The organism is Stenotrophomonas sp. PD6 (assembly GCF_049199305.1).
GTDB lineage: Bacteria > Pseudomonadota > Gammaproteobacteria > Xanthomonadales > Xanthomonadaceae > Stenotrophomonas.
Map to the genome: position 1 here is coordinate 179,072 of NZ_JBLZQD010000004.1, position 19,543 is coordinate 198,614.

The window sequence follows — 19,543 nt, forward strand, 5'->3', positions numbered from 1 at the left end:
AGGACGAGTGGAATGAACAGTGTGTACCGTCTGGTATTCAATCGCGCCTTGATGGTGTGGCAGGTGGCATCCGAGCTGGTCAGCGGCTCGGGCAGGGCGGGCGGCGGGCGCGACAACGCCACGCGCAGCGCCCGCCTGTCCCCGTTGGGGTTTGCCTTGATGTGCTCGTTGGGCTGGGTCAGTGCGGTACCCGCGCTGCAGGCGCAGCAGGGGCGGATCGTTGGCGATCCGGCCGCGCCCGGCAATGAGCGGCCCACCGTGATCACCGCGCCCAATGGCGCGCCGCTGGTCAACATCACGACTCCTTCGGCCGCCGGCGTGTCGCGCAACCGCTATTCGCAGTTTGATATAGGCCCTGAGGGCGCGATCCTCAACAACTCGCGCGGCCAGGTGCAGACCCAGCAGGGCGGTTGGGTGCAGGGCAATCCGTATCTCGCCAGGGGCGCCGCGCGGATCATCCTCAACGAGGTCAACGGTCCTGCCAGCCAGCTCAACGGCTACGTGGAAGTGGCCGGGCGTCGCGCGGAAGTGGTCATCGCCAACCCGGCCGGCATCCAGGTCAACGGCGGCGGCTTCCTCAACGCGAGCCGCGTTACCCTGACCACGGGCACCCCCGTGTTCGTGGGTGGCGTGCTGGACGGCTACCGCGTCAGTGGCGGCGCCATCCAGGTCAACGGCAACGGCCTGGATACCAGCCAGGCCGACTACACCGACCTGATCACCCGTTCGCTGCAGGTCAACGCCGGCATCTGGGCCAACCAGTTGCAGGCCAACCTGGGCAGCAACCAGGTCAATGCCGAAACGGGCGCGCGCGAGAAGGTGCAGGGCAGCGGCGACGCGCCCGCGTTCGCGCTCGACGTGGGCGCGTTGGGCGGCATGTTCGCCAACAAGATCTTCCTCGTCGGCAACGAACACGGCGTGGGCGTTCGCAATGCCGGCACCCTCGGCGCACTGGCCGGCGAACTCGTGGTTACGGTTGACGGACGGCTGGAAAACACCGGTGCGCTGCAATCGAAGCAGGATGTGCGGGTCGATGCCAGCGGCGACATCATCAACACCGGCACGATCGCGGCGGCGCGCGAGCTGACGGTCAAGACCCCGGGGGCGCTGGACAACAGCAACGGCACGCTCAACGCGCAGCGGTTGCAGGTGGACGCGGATGCGCTGCGCAACAACGGCGGCAGCATCGAACAGACCGGCGTGCAGGCGCTTTCTATCACCGCCACCACGCTGAGCAACCGCAGCGAAGGCCGCATCGGCGCGCTCGACGCGGTTGCGTCGGGCGGTGGCAGCACCGGCGGCGGGACCGGCAGCACGCCGACCACGCCTGGCACGGGCACCACCGATCCGGGCACGGGCACCGGCTCATCCGGTGGCGGCACCCCTGCCGTCGACCCGCAAACGCCGGTGGCCCCGTTGGCGGCCGGTGCGCTGACCATCGCCGGTAGCTTCGACAACGATGCCGGCACGGTCAGCAACGGCGGCGGCGTCGCGTTGCAGCTCGGCAATGGGCTCGACAACCGGGGCGGCCGCATCGGCGTGCAGTCCCTGGACCTGGCCGGTGACCTGCGCAACGACGCCGGTACCCTGCAGGTGCACGGCTACGCCGCGCTGCAGCTGGGAACGCTCTCCAACCAGCAGGGCGCGCTCAGCGTGGCCGGGGCGCTGCAGTTGAATGCGCAGTCGCTGGACAACCGCGGCGGCCAGTTCCTGCACGGCGGCACCGGTACCGCGTCGTGGACCGTGCGCGGCGCGTTGCAGAACGACAAGGGCGTGCTGACCACCAATGCCGAGCGCCTGTTCCTCACCGCCGGCAGCGTCAGCAACGCAGAAGGTCGGATCGAGCACGCCGGTACCGGCGGCATGCTGCTCTCCACCGGCGAATGGACTGGTGTGGGCGGCAGCCTGAGCACTGCCAGCGCGCTCGACTGGTCGGGCGGTGCGTTCGACCTGCGCGACGCCACGCTTACCGCGTCGCGCTTCCAGATCGTGGCCGACCGCCTCGACAACCGCGGCGGCAGCCTGCTGTCGCTGGGTACGCCGGGCAGCGTCATCCGCGCCCAGCAGCTGGACAACGGCGCCGGTGGCACGATTGCGGCCAACGGCGAACTCACCCTTTCGGTGGGCACGCTGGGTAATGCCGACGGCCTGATCCAACAGGCGGGCAGCGGCACGCTGCGCGTGCACGCCGAGACGTTGAACGGCGAAAAGGGACAGCTGCTCAGCAACGGTTCGTTGTCCTTGTCCGGCGGTGAGCTGGATGTCAGCGGCGGTGTCGTCTCGGCACAGCAGCTGGCCATCGATGCCGGCTCGCTGCGCAACGCCAACGGGCAGATCGCCTCGCTGGGCGGCACGGACCTGCAGATGCAGGTGCGTGAGACCTTTGACAATCGCGACGGCCAGCTGATCAGCAATGCCGGCCTCCGCCTGGACGCCGGGCGCTTGGACAACCAGAACGGCGCGCTGCTGGCGGCCGGCGGACAGGGCGCCAGCGTCCGTGTCCGCGACCAGTTGGACAACAGCGGCGGCACGGTGTCGGTCAACGGCGACCTGCTGCTGCAGAGCGGACAGCTGCTCAACCGCGGGGGCAACGTGCTGGCCGCCGAGGGCGGCACGCTGCAGCTCACTGCGAAGGGCCTGCTCGACAACTCGGGCGGCGGCCGTATCGCCGGCAGCGGCGACATGTCGCTTGCGGCGGCCACGCTCGACAACCAGGCCGGCGCCATCGAGCATGCCGGCACCGGCCTGCTGCAGATCCACGCCGACAGCGTGCAGGGCGCGGGCGGCCGCATCCTCAGCCTGGCCGAACTGCAGTTGCAGGGCGGCAACCTCGTCCTTGGCGCAGGCAGCACGACCCAGTCCGAGCGCATCCGTGTGGGTGCCGATTCACTGTCCACCGCAGGCGGTACGCTCAGTGCCACCGGCACGGATGTGCTGGAGCTGCGTGTGACCGGTGCGCTGGACAACCGCGAAGGCAGCATCGCTGGCAATGGCGCCATTGCGCTGCAGGCCGGCAGTGTGGACAACAGCAAGGGCAGCATCAGCGCGGCCGGTACCGATGACAGCGTGCTCGAGGTCGCCGACACTCTGGACAACGCCGAGGGGGTGATTGCCAGCAACGGCGGCACGCTCGAGATCCGGGCCAACCAGCTGGACAACAGCGCCGGAACGATCAGCCACGCCGGCAGCGGCGGCCTGCAGATCGACGTGGATCGCCTGGACGGCAGCAAGGGCACCCTGGTCAGCAAGGGCGCGTTGACCCTCCAGGCCGCCACGTTCGACCATCGTGAGGGCACCCTCGGTGCCGACCGCGTGGATATCCAGGTGACGCAGCTGGACAACCGCGGCGGCACCCTCGTGGCCAGCGGCACCGCCGCCAGCGCGATCGTGGCCGAGTGGCTCGACAACGCGGGCGGTACCCTGGCCAGCAACGGCGACCTGCTCCTGCAGGCCACCACCTTCGACAACACCGCCGGCACCGTGCAGCACGCCGGGACGGGGCAGCTGCAGATCGACGCGCAGCGACTGCTTGGCGAACGCGGCACCGTGCTGAGCAACGGTGCGTTGACGCTGACGGGGCAGAGCATCGACCTGCGCGGCGCCACCACCTCCGCGCGCGGCGTGGTCATCGACACCGGCAGCCTGATTACGGCGGGCGGCGCGCTGTCGGCCTTCGGCGACGCGCCGTTGCAGCTGACCGTGCGCGACACGCTGGACAACAGCGCCGGCAGCATCGCCAGCAATGGCGCGCTCGCGTTGCGCGTCAACAGCTTCCTCAACCAGGGCGGCCAGCTGCAGGCCGCCGGCGCCGGTCAGTCGACGCTGGCCATCGGTGGCGCGCTCGACAACCGGCAGGGAAAGATCCTACTCGGCGGCGCTGCCACCCTCGACGCAGTCAGCCTCGACAACCGCGCGGGTACCCTGCATGCGGCCGGCCTCACCGTGGGCATCGACGGGCGGTTGGACAACCGCGATGCCGGGCTGGTTTCCAGTACGGCGGCGCTGGAGCTTGCTGCCGTTACGCTGGACAATTCGGGCGGCACCCTGTTTGCCGGCGGCACGCTGCAGCTGACCACCGCCACCGCGCTCAGCAACGCCGGCGGCGCCATCCAGGCGACCGACGCACTCACCCTGCGCAGCTCGGGGCTGTCCAACGCACTGGGCAAGCTGATCGGCGGCAGCGTCGATATCGACACGCGTGGCCTCGCACTGGGCAACCAGGGCGGCATCATCGGCAGCCAGACCGGCGCGCTGGAGGTCCGCAGCGGTGCGCTCGACAACAGCGGCGGCCGGCTGCAGTCGCAGACCGATCTGGTGCTGGACACCCACGGACAGTCCCTCCTCAATACGGCATCGGGCAGCGCGGGCGGCATCCTGTCCGGTGGCGCGCTGCGCATCGACGGCGGTGCGTTGGACAACCGTGGCGGTACGCTGCTCGCCCAGGGCGATGCGCGTCTGGCGCTTGGCGCGGTCGACAACAGCAGCGGCTCGCTGAGCAGCGCGGCGAGCCTCTCGCTCACTGCGGCCAGCCTGGCCAACGTGGCCGGTCGCGTGCAGGCGGGCACGAATCTCGACCTCACCCTCAGCGGCCAGCTCAACAACCAGGGCGGTGCGGTCGCGGCCGGCGCGGCACTGACGCTCACGGCCGGCAGTGTGGACAACCGCAACACCCGCACCGCCGATGCCACGCTCGGCCTCCAGGCGGGGACGTTGCATCTGGAGGCGCAGTCGCTGGACAACGGCAACGGCCAAGTCGTCACCGATGGCGACAGCCGCGTGCAGTTGGCCGGCGGGCTGGACAACAGCGCAGGCGTGCTGTCCTCGGGCGGCGGCCTCGACATCAACGCCGCCACCGTCAGCAACCAGGGCGGTCTGCTGCGCGCCGATGGCAACCAGACGCTGGTGGCACAGAGCCTCGGTGGCGTCGGCCAGATCCATGCCCAGCGCGATCTCAGCCTGACGCTGCAGCAGAGCCTGAGCAACCAGGGCGAGTGGATCGCCAACGGCACGCTGGCCCTGCACCTGTCCGGCGACCTGGACAACCAGGGCATCCTGCGCGCCGGCAACCTGGACCTCAACGCGTACAACATCACCAACGCCGCCAGCGGTGAGATTACAAGCCAGGGAGTCACCCACCTCAACGCCAGCGGACTGCTCACCAACCGCGGCTTGATCGACGGCGTGGTTACCCACCTGGAAGCCGGCACGCTGGACAACATCGGCACCGGCCGCATCTACGGCGACCACGTGGCCATTTCCGCCGGCGTGCTCAACAACCGCGCCGAGACCGCCAACGGCGCCACCCGTGTCGGCACCGTGGCCGCGCGCGAGCGGCTGGACATCGGCGTTGGCCAGCTGATCAATACCGGCGAGGGCCTGATCTACAGCGGTGGCGACGCGGCCATCGGCGGCGCGCTGGGCACCAACCGGCTCGCCATCGGTACCGCCGGGCGTATCGACAACATCGGCTCGATCATCGACGTGGCCGGCGATCTCTCCATCGACAGCCTTGCCATCAACAACATCCGCGAGAACGTGGTGGTCGAGCAGGTGCAGACCATCGACCGTACCGTGAACATGGCGCTCTCGCCGTGGCAGAAGAACGGCAGCAATACCTCGACGCTGAGCAATACCAGCAACTACAAGGCGTACGAGTACTACTACATCGCGCCGCAGGATGTTCTCGAAGACGGTACGTACATCGCCGCCGACGGCAGCCAGTACGGCCGCGCGGTGATCCGTCTCACCGCCAACACCACCCAGTACTACTACGCCTTCGGTGGGCTGGGCACCAACAACCGTGGCGAGCGCTGGCGCATCGACCCGGTGGCGGGCACGATCACCATCTTCTACGTTGCCAAGACTACCGCGCCAAACCCGGATCAGGTCGCCAATGTGTCGGACCCGATGTCGGCGATCCTGAGCGCCTCATTCCGCTACGACAATGATCGGCTGACCTACTCCAGTGACTACGGCACCTGCAGCACCGACTGCATCCGTTTCGTCACGCCCGCCGGCTTCACCGATCCCGACACCACCATCTTCATGCGGCGTCAGCATCCGCAGGAATACAACCTCAACGAAGAGCGTCGCATCGCGCATCACACTGCGATCGAAGACGTCCTGCAGCCTGGCATGGGGGCCAACGCAGTCATCCGCAGTGGCGGCAACATGTCGCTGCTTATCGATGACCTGGTCAACCACTACGGCCAGATCGTCGCCGGTGGCGATCAGCGGATCACCGGGCATGGCAGCGCCAGCCGCGTCAGCAATGACTTCATCGAGCTGTGGCGCACGCACTCCTTCGACAACACCTCCATCTCCTACAACAACACCGTCAGCAACTGGAGCGCTCCGGACATCTCCGAGAAGGTGGGTGTGATCGGGGGCCAGATCATTGCCGGCGGCACGCTGACCATCGACGTTGGCGACCTCAGCAACCTCAACCAGGGCCGCGACGCACCGAACGTACAGGACGGCTCGGCCATCGCCAATCTGAACCTGCATGGCCCGCAGGCATTGCCCAACGCACCCGGCAGCGGGGCGCAGGGCCCGCAGCAACAGGCGGGCACCGAGACCGAGCGCGCGCTGGCTCAGGCGGCGCAGGCGGCAGAAGGAGCGCAGGGCGGTGGCGTGGGGGGCGTTGGCAACAACAGCGCCGCCACCGGTGGGCGCGTGGTCCAGGCGGCCGGTGATTCGCCGGACCGCATCGCCATGGGCACGCCGGATATCCGGATCCCCGCCGCGAGCCTGTTCAACGTCCGCCCGAACACCGGCAATTACCTGATCGAGACCGATCCGCGCTTCACCGACCAGCGCACCTGGCTGAGCTCGGATTACATGCTGGCGCAGCTCGGCTTCTCTGCGGACGCGACCCAGAAGCGGCTCGGCGACGGCTATTACGAGCAGAAGCTGATCCGCGAGCAGGTCGGCGAGCTCACCGGCCGCCGCTTCCTGGAAGGCTACGCCAGTGATGAAGCGCAGTACCAGGCACTCCTAGAAGCCGGCGCTACCGTTGCCAAGGAATGGAACCTTCGCCCGGGCGTGGCGCTGACCGACGCGCAGATGGCGCAGCTCACCAGCGACATCGTGTGGCTGGTCGAGCAGAACGTCACCCTGGCAGATGGAAGCACCACCACCGCGCTGGTGCCGCAGGTATACGTGCGCCTGCGTCCCGGCGACCTGGACGGGAAGGGCGGCGTCCTTGCCGGCGCCAACGTCGACATCACACTGGCCAATGGCCTGGTCAACAACGGCACCATCGCCGGCCGCAAGCTGGTGACCATCGACGCCGGCCGCATCGACCTGCTTGAAGGTGGTGCAGTCAGTGGTGCGCAACTCGGGCTGGCCTCGGCCACCGACATCCGCATCGAAGGCGCCACGGTCACCGCCACCGACGCGCTGTCAGTCAGCGCGGTCGGGAACATCACGGTCGCCTCGACGGTGGAGACCCTTAACGGCGGCGGTGCGCAACAGTACGAGATCACCAAGACCGATCGTGTCGCCGGCCTGTACGTCACCAGCCCAACCGGGCTGGGCGTGCTGTCGGTAGCGGCTGGCGGCGACATCAGCCTGCAAGGTGCGCAGATCCGCAATGCCGGCGTGGATGGCATCACCCAGCTGGCGGCAGGCGGCAATCTGGAGGTGGGCGCACAGACCCTCACCACCAACCGCGACAGCACCTTTGATAGCCGCAACTACCAGCGCAGCAGCGAGACCACCCATGCGGTCAGCACGGTGCAGGGCGCTGGCGACGTGGTGCTGAGCGCTGGCAAGGATCTCACCCTGGTCGGTGCGCAGGTCAGCGCGAAAGAAGCCCTGGTCCTGCAGGCCGGGGGCGACATCAGCGCCCAGGCCGTGGTCGACAGCCGCAGCAGCGACCAGAGTGCAGCTGGCAAGCGCAACTCCCTGCAGGTCTCCAGCAGCGACGAAACCGTGCGCGGCAGCCAGCTGTCCGCAGGCAGCGACGTGATGGTGGTTGCCGGGCGCGACATCAACCTTGCTGCCACCGGCGTGCGCAGCGACGAGGGAACCGTGCTGGTGTCCGCCGGTCGCGACGTCAACCTGCTCTCGGTGCAGGAGAACCACGAAGACAGCCTGGACAGCTACCAGAAGAAGAAGGGCACGCTGTCCAGCACCACCACCACCCGCCAGGAATCCCGCAGCGATTCCTATGCGGTAGGTACGGTGCTGGAAGGCGCGGCCATCGATATCTCGGCCGGTCGTGACCTCACTGCCATCGGCGCCGTGGTCGACGCCACCGGCAACGTCAGCCTGGGCGCCGGCAACAACGTGCTGATCGCCTCGGCAGAGGACCAGCACAGCTCCAGCGCCAGCTACTCCAGCAAGAAGTCCGGCTTCAGTGGCGGGCTCTCCAATGGCGTGGCCTCGGTGGGGTACAACAAGTCCAGCGCCAACAACGCGGAATCGGTACAGGCCACCACCCAGGTCGGCTCGGCCATCGCCTCGCGCGAGGGCAACGTGCTGATCTCGGCGGGCAACCAGCTCACCCTCGCCGCGTCCGACGTCGCCGCCGGGCAGGACCTCACGCTGGTCGGCAAGGACATCAACCTGCTGGCCCGCCAGGACACGGTGGATACGCAGGGCAGCCAGTCCAGCAAGTCCAGCGGCGTCTCGATGGGCATCACCTACGACCCCACCAAGGCCTACCGCAGCGCCCGCGATTCCACCACCGACGGCATGGCCGACAGTGGCTCGATCATGGGCGACATCACCCGCAATGCCGAGGGCACCGCCTCCGGCGTGCGCGCGGCCACCACCTCCACCGTGATCACCGGCGGCAGCCAGCGCTCCAACGGCAGCCAGAGCCATTCCACCAGCGATGCACGCGTCACCCAGCTGGCGGCGGGCGGCGACATGACCCTGATCGCCAATGGCGGCTCCATCACCAGCCAGGGCGCGCAGCTCTCGGCCGAGGGCAACGCGCTGTTGCTGGCCACCAAGGACATCGTGTTCGACGTGGCCCACAACACCGAGTCCAGCAGCAGCCAGAGCAGCGGCAAGGGCTGGGGCTTCGCCAACAACACCAGCGGCCTGCCGTTCGGCACCAACAACTCGCGGAGCGAGGGCGCCGGCCAGAGCGACACCATCACCGGCACCCAGCTGTCGGCCGGCGGTGGCGTGCGCATGGCCACCACCGAGGGCGACATCACCCTGACTGCCGCCAACATCGCGGCAGAGCAGGACGTCAACATCCGTGCGGTGGGCAACCTCACCCTGCGCAGCGGGCAGGACACGGTCAGCAACGCCAACACCGCCGACAGCAAGGCCATCGGCACGGTGCAGATCTCCGACACCGAGAAGTTCGCCGGCTGGCACCGCGAGCAGCATGAAGACGACAGCGGCATGGTCTCGCAGGTGGCCAGCTCCGTCGGCAGCCTGGGCGGCAGCGTCAATCTGGGCGCGGGCGGCAAGTACACCCAGATCGCCAGCAACGTGGTCGCCGCGCAGGACGTCAACATCACCGCCGCCGAGATCGAACTGCTTACCGCAGACGAGACCGGCTACAACTCGCAGCGCGACAAGGACCTGAAGATCGGCGTGTTCGCGCGGATCAAGTCGCCCTTCATCGACCTGATCAACAACGTGGACGCCGCGCGTCAGTCCGACGGTCGCCTGGCTGCCATGCAGGGCATGGCGGCAGGGGCCAATGCGTACCAGGCGGGTAGTGCGATTGCTAACGCTACGAAGGGTGCCGGTAGCGGCTCGCTGTTCACTGCAGAGGCTGGTATCGGCTTCAAGTCGTCCAGCAGCAGCGCCGACGGCAGCAGCACTGTGTCGCGCGGCTCCACCATCCAGGGCGGCGGCAACGTCAACTTGACCAGCACCAGTGGCGACATCCACATCGTGCAGGGCAACCTCAGCGCCGGCAACACCTTGGCACTGGATTCGGCGCGCGACATTCTGCTGGAAGCCGGGCAGGCGCACATGCAGGACAAGAGCAAGAGCAACAACGCCGGCGCGGAAGTGGGTGTCGGTGTGTCCGTGGGCGCCCAGACGGGCGTGTATGTGTACGCTGAAGCGAGCGTAGGCAGCAGCAAGTCCAACTCCGATAGCAGCACCTGGCAGAACACCGAGCTGACCGGTAAGAACATCTCGCTCAAGGCAGAGGGCGACACCACCCTGCGCGGTGCCACCGCGACTGCCGACCGCATCGACGTCAAGACCGGCGGCACGCTCACCATCGAATCGCTGCAGGACATTGCCGAGAGCATGTCCAAGGACAGCCAGGTCGGTGGGCGGGTGCAGGTGTCGTTCGGCACGGCATGGGATGTCAGTGGATATGCCAGTGCCAGCAAGGCCAACGGAAGCTACAAGGCCGTGGGCCAGCAGTCGGGGCTCTTTGCCGGCGATGGCGGGTATCACGTTGATGCGGGCCACGTGAACCTGATTGGTGGTGCGATTGCCAGTACCAATGCGGCCAACAGTGAGCTGACGGCAGAGACGTTTACCTTCACCGATCTCAAGAACGAGATGGACTACCGGGCAAGCTCGGCCAGCATCAGTGGCGGCTTCGGGCACAGCGGCGAAGGCGCGAAGGATGCCAATGGCAATCCCACCGCCGCGCCGGGTGCGGCCGGCCAGCTCAAGGACATCGGCAGCAACGTCGCCAATGGCAAGTTCGGCAACGCGAACGGCACCAACTTCAGTGGTGGCGTCCCGATGACCACCAGCGGCAGCGACAGCTCCACTACCTACGCCACCCTGACCGAGGGCAACATCACCATCGGCGGCAAGAAGGTGACCGCCGAAGAGCTGGGCGTGAACACCGACGCCAGCAAGGCGCATGAGGCGATCAGCACATTGCCCGACCTGCAGAAGCTGATGCAGGAGCAGCAGGCGATGTCGTCTGCGGCCGGCACTGTGGTGGCCACCAGCAAGCAGGTGGCGGGCGATGTATACGACTACAAGAGCAAGATTGCGCGCGAAGCCTACGAGAAGAGCATCGAGAGCGACCCTGTGGCGTTGAAGAACTACAACGACATGAGTGCAGGGGAGCGCGAGAACTTCCTGATGAGCGAAAGCCCAGCGTACAGCGAAGCGAAGAAGTGGGGCACCGGCGGCGAGTACAGCCGCGCATTGGATGCGGTGACCATTGCCATCGTGGGCGGCGTGGCGGGACAAGGTGGCAGCCAGGTAGCGGCCAATGCGTTGGCACCCTATGCCGCCCAGTTCATCGGCAGCCAGTTCGATCCGAACCACGGCGCCAATCCGGATGGGACTCTGCAGCTGATCTCGCATGCGCTGCTGGGTGCGCTGCTGGCTGAGGCGAATGGCGGCTCAGCGGGCAATGGGGCAGTGGCGGCAGGTGGGGGCGAGTTGGCTGCCAAGTTCCTTACCGATGCCCTCTACGGTGGTGACCCATCAAAGCTGAGTGAACAGGAAAAGCAGACCATCCTGGCGCTCTCGCAGGCGGTTGGGGCGCTGGCCGGTGGAGTGGGGGGGGGGAGGCCTGACCGGTACATCACTTGGAGCAAATATTGCTGGGAATTCCGTTGAAAACAACTGGCTTAGCAAGTCCGAAATTGCCCTGATGGAACACGAGCGAGCTGCGTGCGACGCCGCGGGAGGAAATGCGCAGGCGTGCAGGGACGACGTGACTAGGGCGTACGATGAGCTAAACGCAGAACGAGATCGGGAGCTACTCGCCTACGGAAACTTGGTGGATTTAAGCATGCAATCCTACCCCGCAATTTCTGAGGCGGACTGGAAGCATGAACGGGCGATTCGTGTCGATCTGTACTGGCAGCAGTATGGGGTTGCCGTCAACGATCGTGTCGGTGGCGCCACGCCCGGCGCCGATTGGAGCTACGCGTATCGTGAGCTGAAGAGCCAAGTACTCGTATCAGGCCTGCTAGCCATTGGAGAGATCGGCAACAAGGGGCTTGAAGGCTGGTTCATGGACAAGACTGCCCGTGACGCTGAGGCCTTGCGCGCGGGTGCAATTGCGCAATGGGAGACTTTAAGCGGAATCGCCAAGTCTCCCTATCCCGGGATCGCGATTCAAGGTCTTGCCGATCAGGCTTCGGTGATGACCAAGACCGAAGAGATGAGTGCATACCTTGCCTTGTTCAAGCGTGTAGCTGACAAGGGTGTGGGAGTGGTGGGTGGTCGTTGGAGTGTTAAGGGCGAAGGCGTAAAGTCTCCGTCATCGGGGAGGGGCACTTCGATGCCGGTACCTGACGCGACACCTGCATCTAATGGCCTTACGTACATTTCGAATGGAAAGCATAGTCCTGGGGAAATGGGTTACCACCGAGACGCAGGGACGGAGCCAAAGAACTCACTGGACCTGTTCGGAGGTTCCATACAGAGTGGGAAGAAGAGGTATGCCGTAGACTCACAAGGAAACGTGCATCAGTTCACGGACTCCAATAACGGGACTTGGCACTGGTCGGGAAGCACTGGAGACAAGTCCGCACCGCTGGATAAAGCGAATGTCCCATCAGATGTGAGAAAGGCTTTTAACATAAAGAAGGGTTGGAAATGACTGTTTTTGGTGATCCTAATTCTTTTGCGTTGATCGTAGAGAAGCTTCAGATTTGGAATGATGGAGCTGGATATGAGAATGGAATATTTCATTTTGTCGTCGACCAGCGTATTTTTCCTCGGCGAGCCAGGGTATCCACGCTATCGGCGGATCTTGGATGCCTCAGCGCAGGCAACGCGCTCGTTGATTTCCCGGAGAACGATGCTATCTCCAGCCTCGGCACTGAAGATGCGTTCCGTTTCCTGCTGAACGGGATGCTTCCCTATCTGCTGATGGACGAGAACGATATACCTGATGACTTCGAGACTGACTATACCTATCAAGCGTCTACCAACAATCTAGAGGATGATGGGTGCTTCGCTTTTGCAATAGGTAAGGGGAATATGGTGAGAATTTTGGCGGCTGAGATAGAAAAAGTCCCCCATGGTGAGGCGCGGCGGATCACAGCTCTTTCGGAGGTGTGGATTGAGAAAGATGAAGTGTCTGCAATAATCAGTCGGGCGAAGTCAGCGCTTGATCAGGGAATGCTTTAGTGTCGGATGACTTTCGTGAAGTCCCGGGTGAAGAGCCGTCTCACGCGGATGCACCCACGATAGTGGTTGTGACCTCAGCGTGATCTGACGTCATCGCCAATGGCGGCTGTGTTCCAGGGGCGAGCCAGTACTGGGGGTAAATGGCAGAGTGCTATGAGAGATGAATCAGTAGGTGAAGTATTTCCACCTAGAGTTGAGGAGTTGGTTGCGTTACACGGCGAATTAGTCTCATTCGGACGGGAGTCGGATGCTGTAGGGGAAGGTTGGCTTGCGAAGGCTGAGTCCAGGCTGGGGCTGGTGTTCTCACCTTCATATCGTTGGTTCTTGAATAAGTACAAGGGCGGAGAGATCTGCGGCGAAGAAATATTCAGTGTCTATGGCATCGATTTTGATGAGGTGAGTGGAGGGGACGTGGTGCATCAACACCTACTTGATCTTGAACGTGGATTGACGAACGATCATTCTTTGGTTGTCAGTAGGACGGATCTTGGTGAGGTTTTTTTCTTCGATTATGATGGGTGTGTCGGGAGTGAGGTGCCTGTGCGGCTTCTTCTTCCGTCGGGAGAGAATGTTGCTTACGCGTCTGACTTCTTCGAATTTCTGGTCAAGCGTATAGCTAGTTATCTATGACTTGTGTTGGGTATGTCGCAGTGGTAGTGGAGTGGGTGCGGGGCGACAGGTCGGGTGGGATTCTAACTGTGCGATTATTTAGGAAATAAGGTGTTGCAATTCGATGGATGCCTTTTTGGTCTCGGGTTGGCGCGCACGCGGCTTCCGAAGTTGGATGATCCAACTCCCGAGGAAATCAACGAAGCCTTGCGGAATTTTGTCTGGGGCAGCGGCATTGCTTGCGGGAGACGATCAAGCCCGATGCGGGGCCATACGAACTGACGCTCTACGCAGACTCGGGGCCCTTTCTTCTGATGCTGAGTCGATACACGGATGACGGAGATCATGAGGTGGACAGCATCAGAAATCCGCATGCGGGCGACGGTGTAGTTGAAGTCCTCGGTGATTTTTACTCCAAGAGGATGACCACGCAGGATATATTCGTTGTGCTGCGGTGTTTCCGCATGTTTGCAGCCAGTCGCACACTTTCTCCTGACTTGTTGGACCTGTCATAGGGGAGACTGAGTGTTGGTCACATCCTCACCATTTGAGTTCTCTCGGACCATCGTCAATCCAAGTGGAGACAGGTAGCTGTGCCAAAGTATTCATGCTTATGCGGGTATGTCATGAACCTCTCTCAGGGCTGGTCTGAGAGCGAGTTGAGCTTGGTCCCAGAGTCGATCATCGCCGGGATTGGGGAGCGTCTTGACCGGGATCCTGTGATATCTGCCGAGTGTCTCTTGGACACCATCGATAGGGAGGCGATCATTGTTAATCGGTGTCCGCAATGCAATCGGCTGCACTTGAAGGGCCGCGATTCAATTGCTGTCTACACTCTAGAAGCGACGATTCCGCGCATTTGAGCGTGTGCTCCAGACGGTGCCTCGCGCCATGCCAAACAGCAGCGCCCGCAGATAGCCGCCTATAGCGCCAGCAAGTGTGCCGGCCAGCGCATGGCCGGTGATGCGCAACGCCTGCGCCGTGTGCATGCGCAACCAGGGGAGGGTTGCGACCAGCTGAGCGCCCAGCAGGAGCGCCAGTACATCCAGCCCGAGGGCGTCCACCAGCGGCACCAGCGGAAGCAGGTCGGGATTGCAGGCCACCAGCAGGAAGAGGGCGGTGCTGGCGGCGGTCAGTGCCCAGCGTCCATTGCGACTGGCCAGGAAGCAGGTGATGTGTTGGGGCGTCGGCATGGGCTGCGTTCCAGGGCGGTCCTTCAAGCAATGGGGTGGGCTTGGGGCTCTTCAATGCCCTTGGGGTGTGACTGCTCGGTGCCGGGTGCTTTGGCGGCGCGTTTGGCGGGGTGGCTGCATGAACGGGCGGATTGGGGTTTGCGGGCGAGTTCAGCCGGGCATGGCCCGGCTCTACGCGGGTCGGTTCCCCCGCCGTCTCTGGGCCATTCATGTCTATACATTGACCTGCAGCTGTGCCGATCTGGGCGGTCTGCGCGCCGTGCGACAACGTGTCGCAGCCCCTTTCGGGCCTTTCCTGCGCTGGATCATTGTCAATGCCTTTCTTAAATGGTGCGTGACGGCATAAAATTAGAGGGCTGACAGGTACACCCGGCTTTTGCTGGCGGGGCGCGCTTGAGATGGCATTCCCTACGCAATTGGATCGACCGATGATTCCGTTGAAAACCCTTGGGCGCTGGTTGCGCCCGGGCCTGCTGTTCGCGTTGTCCGTGTTTTTGACGGGCTGCAGCTCGGCCATTCTCGCCCCGAAGGGGCAGATCGGCCATGATCAGAAGACGTTGCTGATCACGGCCACCGTGCTGATGCTGCTGGTCGTCGTGCCGGTCATCATCATGACCCTTGCCTTCGCCTGGAAGTACCGCGCCTCGAACACCAAGGCCCGTTACGAGCCGAAGTGGTCGCATTCCACCGCGATCGAAGTGGTCGTCTGGTCGATCCCGTGCATGATCGTGCTGGTGCTGGCCGTGCTGACCTGGCGGTCCTCGCACTCGCTGGATCCGTACCGTCCGCTGGACTCGGACAAGAAGCCGGTGGTGATTGAAGCCATTTCGCTGGACTGGAAGTGGTTGTTCATCTACCCGGAAGAGAACATCGCGACGGTCAACGAAATCACCTTCCCGGTGAACACCCCGCTGAACTTCAAGATCACGTCCGATTCGGTGATGAATGCGTTCTTCATCCCGCACCTGGGCAGCATGATCTACTCGATGACCGGCATGGAGACCAAGCTCCATCTGATCGCCAACGAGACCGGCACGTTCCCGGGCATGTCCTCGCACTACAGCGGCGCGGGCTTCAGCAAGATGCATTTCGACGCCCACTCCGTCACCGAGGCCGAGTACCAGGCATGGCTGACCAAGGTGCGTGCGCAGAGCACGACGCTGGACCAGACCGCGTTTGGCGCGCTGGTGGCTGACAAGAACCACGACTGGCACCCGGTGACCTACTTCGGCACCACCGAGACCGGCCTGTTCGACTGGGTCGTTGCCCGCCACATGGGTGACAACCAGCACTACGGCATGGACCACAAGGCCATGGACCACGCGGCGATGTCGCATGGCGCCGCTGGCGAAAGCCACGAAGGCCATGACATGCCGGCCGGTGCCCACGAAGGCCATGACGCGGCCGCCCCCTCGGGCGACGCAGCGGCTGCTCCGGCTGACGCCGCAGCGGCCGAGCATGCTGAACACACTGCAGACGAGCACGCCGCCGCCGGTCACGCCGGTCACGCAGGCTCGGGAGAATAAGCATGAATCTGTTGGGTAAACTGACATTCGCCGACATCCCGCACGACCCGATCATCATCACCACGCTGATCGGCGCGGGGATCGGTGGCCTGCTCGTGCTGGCCCTGATCACCAAGTTCAAGCTGTGGGGCTATCTCTGGAAAGAGTGGTTCACCTCGGTTGACCACAAGAAGATCGGCGCGATGTACCTCATCGTCGCCTTCGTCATGCTGCTGCGCGGCTTCGCCGACGCGATCATGATGCGTGTCCAGCAGGCCACCGCCGCCGGCGGTGCCGAGGGCTTCCTGCCGCCGCACCACTACGACCAGATCTTCACCGCCCACGGCGTGATCATGATCTTCTTCGTGGCGATGCCGCTGATCACCGGCCTGATGAACGTCGTGGTGCCGCTGCAGATCGGCGCACGCGACGTGGCCTTCCCGTTCGTCAACTCGCTCAGCTTCTGGCTGTTCGTGGCGGGCGCGGGTCTGGTCATGATCTCGCTGGGCGTGGGTGAATTCGCGCAGACCGGCTGGCTGGCCTTCCCGCCGTTGTCAGGCAAGGAGTTCAGTCCAGGGGTAGGTGTCGACTACTACATCTGGGGCCTGCAGGTTGCAGGCCTGGGTACGACACTGAGCGGTATCAACTTCTTCATCACCATCCTGAAGATGCGTACCCCGGGCATGAAGCTGATGCACATGCCGGTGTTCACCTGGACCGCGCTGGTCACCAACGTGCTGATCATCGCCGCCTTCCCGGTGCTGACCGTCACCCTGGTGCTGCTGACCCTGGACCGTTACCTGGGCACGCACTTCTTCACCAATGACGGTGGCGGCAACGCCATGCTGTACATCAACCTGATCTGGATCTGGGGTCACCCGGAAGTCTATATCCTGGTGCTGCCGGCCTTCGGCGTGTTCTCCGAAGTGATCGCCACGTTCTCGCGCAAGGCGCTGTTCGGCTACAAGGGGATGGTCTACGCCACCGCCTGCATCGGCGTGCTGTCGTTCATCGTGTGGCTGCACCACTTCTTCACCATGGGTTCGGGTGCCAACGTCAATGCCTTCTTCGGCATCACGACGATGATCATCTCCATTCCCACCGGCGTGAAGATCTTCAACTGGCTGTTCACCATGTTCCGCGGCCGCGTGCAGTTCACCAGCCCGGTGCTGTGGACGATCGGCTTCATGGTCACCTTCACCATCGGCGGCATGACCGGCGTGATGCTGGCGATCCCGGCCATCGACTTCGTGCTGCACAACAGCCTGTTCCTGATCGCCCACTTCCACAACGTCATCATCGGCGGCGTGGTGTTCGGCATGTTCGCCGGCATCACCTACTGGTGGCCGAAGATGTTCGGCTTCCGCCTCAACGAGGCCTGGGGCAAGCGCGCTTTCTGGTGCTGGTTCATCGGCTTCTATGTGGCCTTCATGCCGTTGTACATCCTGGGCTTCATGGGCATGACCCGCCGCATGCAGAGCTACCCGAACCCGGAATACCAGCCGCTGCTGGTCATTGCGATGGTCGGTGCGTTCATTATCGGCGCCGGCATCCTGTGCCAGATCATCCAGGTGGCCGTGTCGATCCGCGACCGCAAGAAGACCGCCGACCTGACCGGCGATCCGTGGGACGCCCGTACGCTGGAGTGGGAAACCTCTTCGCCGCCGTCGTTCTACAACTTCGGTTCGCTGCCCAAGGTCACCGAGCTGGACGACTTCTGGGAACGCAAGCAGCGTGGTGAGGCGTGGGAACGCCCGGCCAAGTACACCGACATCCACATGCCGCGCAACACCGGTACCGGTGTGGTGATTGGTGCCTTCAGCCTGGTCTTCGGCTTCGCGATGATCTGGCACATCTGGTGGCTGGCCATCGTTGGCCTGGTCGGCATGATCGGCACCTTCATCTGGCGCACCTTCGACAAGGACGTGGATTACTACGTGCCGGCTGCCGAAGTGGAGCGGATCGAAAATGAGCACCGCCGTCACCTGCAGGCGCAGGGTCTGGTGAAATCGGAGTTGCAGGCATGAGCAGCACTATCGCCAACAACGTGAACCACGGGCACGCCGCGCACGCGGCGGCCCATGGCCATGACGACCACGAACACCACGACACCGGCGAGAACACCGTCTTCGGTTTCTGGGTGTACCTGATGAGCGACTGCCTCATCTTCGCCAGCCTGTTCGCGACTTACATCGTGCTGGCCGGCGGCACCAACGGTGGCCCGGGTCCGAAGGACCTGTTCGACCTGAGCTTCGTCGCGTGGGAAACCACGCTGCTGCTGGTGTCCTCGCTGACCTTCGGCCTGGGCATGATCGCCCTGCACAAGCACAAGGTTGGCCAGATGTACCTGTGGCTGGGCCTGACCTGGCTGCTGGGCTTCGGCTTCATGGTCATGGAAGTGTGGGAGTTCAACCACCTCATCCATGAGGGCTTTGGTCCGGACCACAGTGCGTTCCTGTCGGCGTTCTTCGCGCTGGTGGGCACCCACGGCCTGCACGTGAGTGCCGGCCTGCTGTGGCTGCTGATCATGTTCATCCAGATCAAGCAGAACGGCCTGACCCCGACCAACAAGACCCGCATGGCGTGCCTGAGCCTGTTCTGGCACTTCCTGGATCTGATCTGGATCGGCGTGTTCTCCGTCGTCTACCTGAAGGGAGCGCTGTAATGGCCGCACATGACAATCACGCACACGACCACGGCCACGGCGCCGCGGGCGAGAGCCACGGCAGCGTCAAGTCGTACCTGGTCGGTTTCCTGTTGGCTGCGGTGCTCACCATCATCCCGTTCTGGGCAGTGATGAAGGGTGGCCTGCCGGTCTTCACCACGGGCGTCATCATCGTGGTGGCGGCGGTCCTGCAGATCTTCGTGCACCTGGTGTTCTTCCTGCACCTGAACCGCTCGTCGGAACAGCGCTGGAACGTCAGCGCGGCGGCCTTCACCGTCGTGGTGATCGGCATCATCGTCGCCGGTACGCTGTGGGTCATGCACAACATGAACGTGCACATGATGCATTGACGTCTTCGGATGTCGCGCACGCAGAGAGGCCGCCCTTCGGGGCGGCCTTTTTCGTTGGGGGGGCGTGTCGACCGTGGGGTGACGGGGGAGCGACGGGGTACGACGGGTACGACGGGTACGACGGCGTACGACGGGGTAGAGCTGAATGTTAGTCAGCTGCGCGCAGCGCGCCGTTGC

The 19,543-nt window shown here is 64.2% G+C and carries 10 protein-coding genes; 9 read left to right on the plus strand and 1 reads right to left on the minus strand.

The window, feature by feature from the left end:
* The first annotated feature begins 12 nt into the window (after positions 1-12).
* The 5 genes from ACOZHM_RS08480 (at position 13) to ACOZHM_RS08500 (ending at position 14,168) form a co-directional block, all read left to right on the plus strand.
* Positions 13-11,520, plus strand: a complete 11,508-nt coding sequence (locus tag ACOZHM_RS08480) for a hemagglutinin repeat-containing protein (RefSeq protein WP_421568832.1) — start codon at positions 13-15, stop codon at positions 11,518-11,520.
* Positions 11,521-11,695: 175 nt separating this feature from the next.
* Positions 11,696-12,511 carry a hypothetical protein gene (locus tag ACOZHM_RS08485; RefSeq protein ID WP_421568833.1) on the plus strand — a complete coding sequence of 272 codons (816 nt, stop codon included), beginning with the start codon at positions 11,696-11,698 and terminating at the stop codon, positions 12,509-12,511.
* On the plus strand, positions 12,508-13,044 hold the full coding sequence (locus ACOZHM_RS08490; protein ID WP_421568834.1) for an immunity 42 family protein: 537 nt from the start codon (positions 12,508-12,510) through the stop codon (positions 13,042-13,044). The genes ACOZHM_RS08485 and ACOZHM_RS08490 overlap by 4 nt, the downstream gene beginning before the upstream one ends.
* A gap of 153 nt (positions 13,045-13,197) precedes the next feature.
* Positions 13,198-13,674: an SMI1/KNR4 family protein gene (locus tag ACOZHM_RS08495; RefSeq protein WP_421568835.1), complete on the plus strand. Its 477-nt coding sequence runs from the start codon at positions 13,198-13,200 to the stop codon at positions 13,672-13,674.
* A gap of 218 nt (positions 13,675-13,892) precedes the next feature.
* A complete protein-coding gene (locus tag ACOZHM_RS08500; protein ID WP_421568836.1) occupies positions 13,893-14,168 on the plus strand; it encodes a DUF6911 family protein in 276 nt (91 codons plus the stop codon).
* 321 nt (positions 14,169-14,489) lie between these two features.
* Here ACOZHM_RS08500 and ACOZHM_RS08505 read toward each other — a convergent pair whose 3' ends face one another.
* Positions 14,490-14,846, minus strand: a complete 357-nt coding sequence (locus ACOZHM_RS08505; protein WP_421568837.1) for a hypothetical protein — start codon at positions 14,844-14,846, stop codon at positions 14,490-14,492.
* A 428-nt stretch (positions 14,847-15,274) separates the two neighbouring features.
* On the opposite strand from ACOZHM_RS08505, the gene cyoA reads away from it, so the two are divergent.
* The 4 genes from cyoA to cyoD are packed head-to-tail and all read left to right on the plus strand — an operon-like array spanning position 15,275 to position 19,366.
* The gene (cyoA, locus tag ACOZHM_RS08510; protein WP_421568838.1) at positions 15,275-16,372 is read left to right on the plus strand and encodes a ubiquinol oxidase subunit II; all 1,098 of its coding nucleotides are present in this window, start codon (positions 15,275-15,277) and stop codon (positions 16,370-16,372) included.
* Positions 16,373-16,380: 8 nt separating this feature from the next.
* On the plus strand, positions 16,381-18,378 hold the full coding sequence (cyoB, locus tag ACOZHM_RS08515) for a cytochrome o ubiquinol oxidase subunit I (RefSeq protein ID WP_421568985.1): 1,998 nt from the start codon (positions 16,381-16,383) through the stop codon (positions 18,376-18,378).
* Positions 18,375-19,016, plus strand: a complete 642-nt coding sequence (gene cyoC, locus ACOZHM_RS08520) for a cytochrome o ubiquinol oxidase subunit III (RefSeq protein WP_421568839.1) — start codon at positions 18,375-18,377, stop codon at positions 19,014-19,016. Before cyoB ends, cyoC begins: the two co-directional genes overlap by 4 nt.
* Positions 19,016-19,366: a cytochrome o ubiquinol oxidase subunit IV gene (cyoD, locus tag ACOZHM_RS08525; RefSeq protein WP_421568840.1), complete on the plus strand. Its 351-nt coding sequence runs from the start codon at positions 19,016-19,018 to the stop codon at positions 19,364-19,366. The genes cyoC and cyoD overlap by 1 nt, the downstream gene beginning before the upstream one ends.
* Positions 19,367-19,543 lie beyond the last annotated feature (177 nt).

Bases quoted from the DNA above. Each gene is read 5' to 3' on its own strand.
- ACOZHM_RS08480 (WP_421568832.1), top strand. From the start codon at position 13: ATGAACAGTGTGTACCGTCTGGTATTCAATCGCGCCTTGATGGTGTGG.
- ACOZHM_RS08485 (WP_421568833.1), top strand. From the start codon at position 11,696: ATGCAATCCTACCCCGCAATTTCTGAGGCGGACTGGAAGCATGAACGG.
- ACOZHM_RS08490 (WP_421568834.1), top strand. From the start codon at position 12,508: ATGACTGTTTTTGGTGATCCTAATTCTTTTGCGTTGATCGTAGAGAAG.
- ACOZHM_RS08495 (WP_421568835.1), top strand. From the start codon at position 13,198: ATGAGAGATGAATCAGTAGGTGAAGTATTTCCACCTAGAGTTGAGGAG.
- ACOZHM_RS08505 (WP_421568837.1), bottom strand. From the start codon at position 14,846: ATGCCGACGCCCCAACACATCACCTGCTTCCTGGCCAGTCGCAATGGA.
- cyoA (WP_421568838.1), top strand. From the start codon at position 15,275: ATGATTCCGTTGAAAACCCTTGGGCGCTGGTTGCGCCCGGGCCTGCTG.
- cyoC (WP_421568839.1), top strand. From the start codon at position 18,375: ATGAGCAGCACTATCGCCAACAACGTGAACCACGGGCACGCCGCGCAC.
- cyoD (WP_421568840.1), top strand. From the start codon at position 19,016: ATGGCCGCACATGACAATCACGCACACGACCACGGCCACGGCGCCGCG.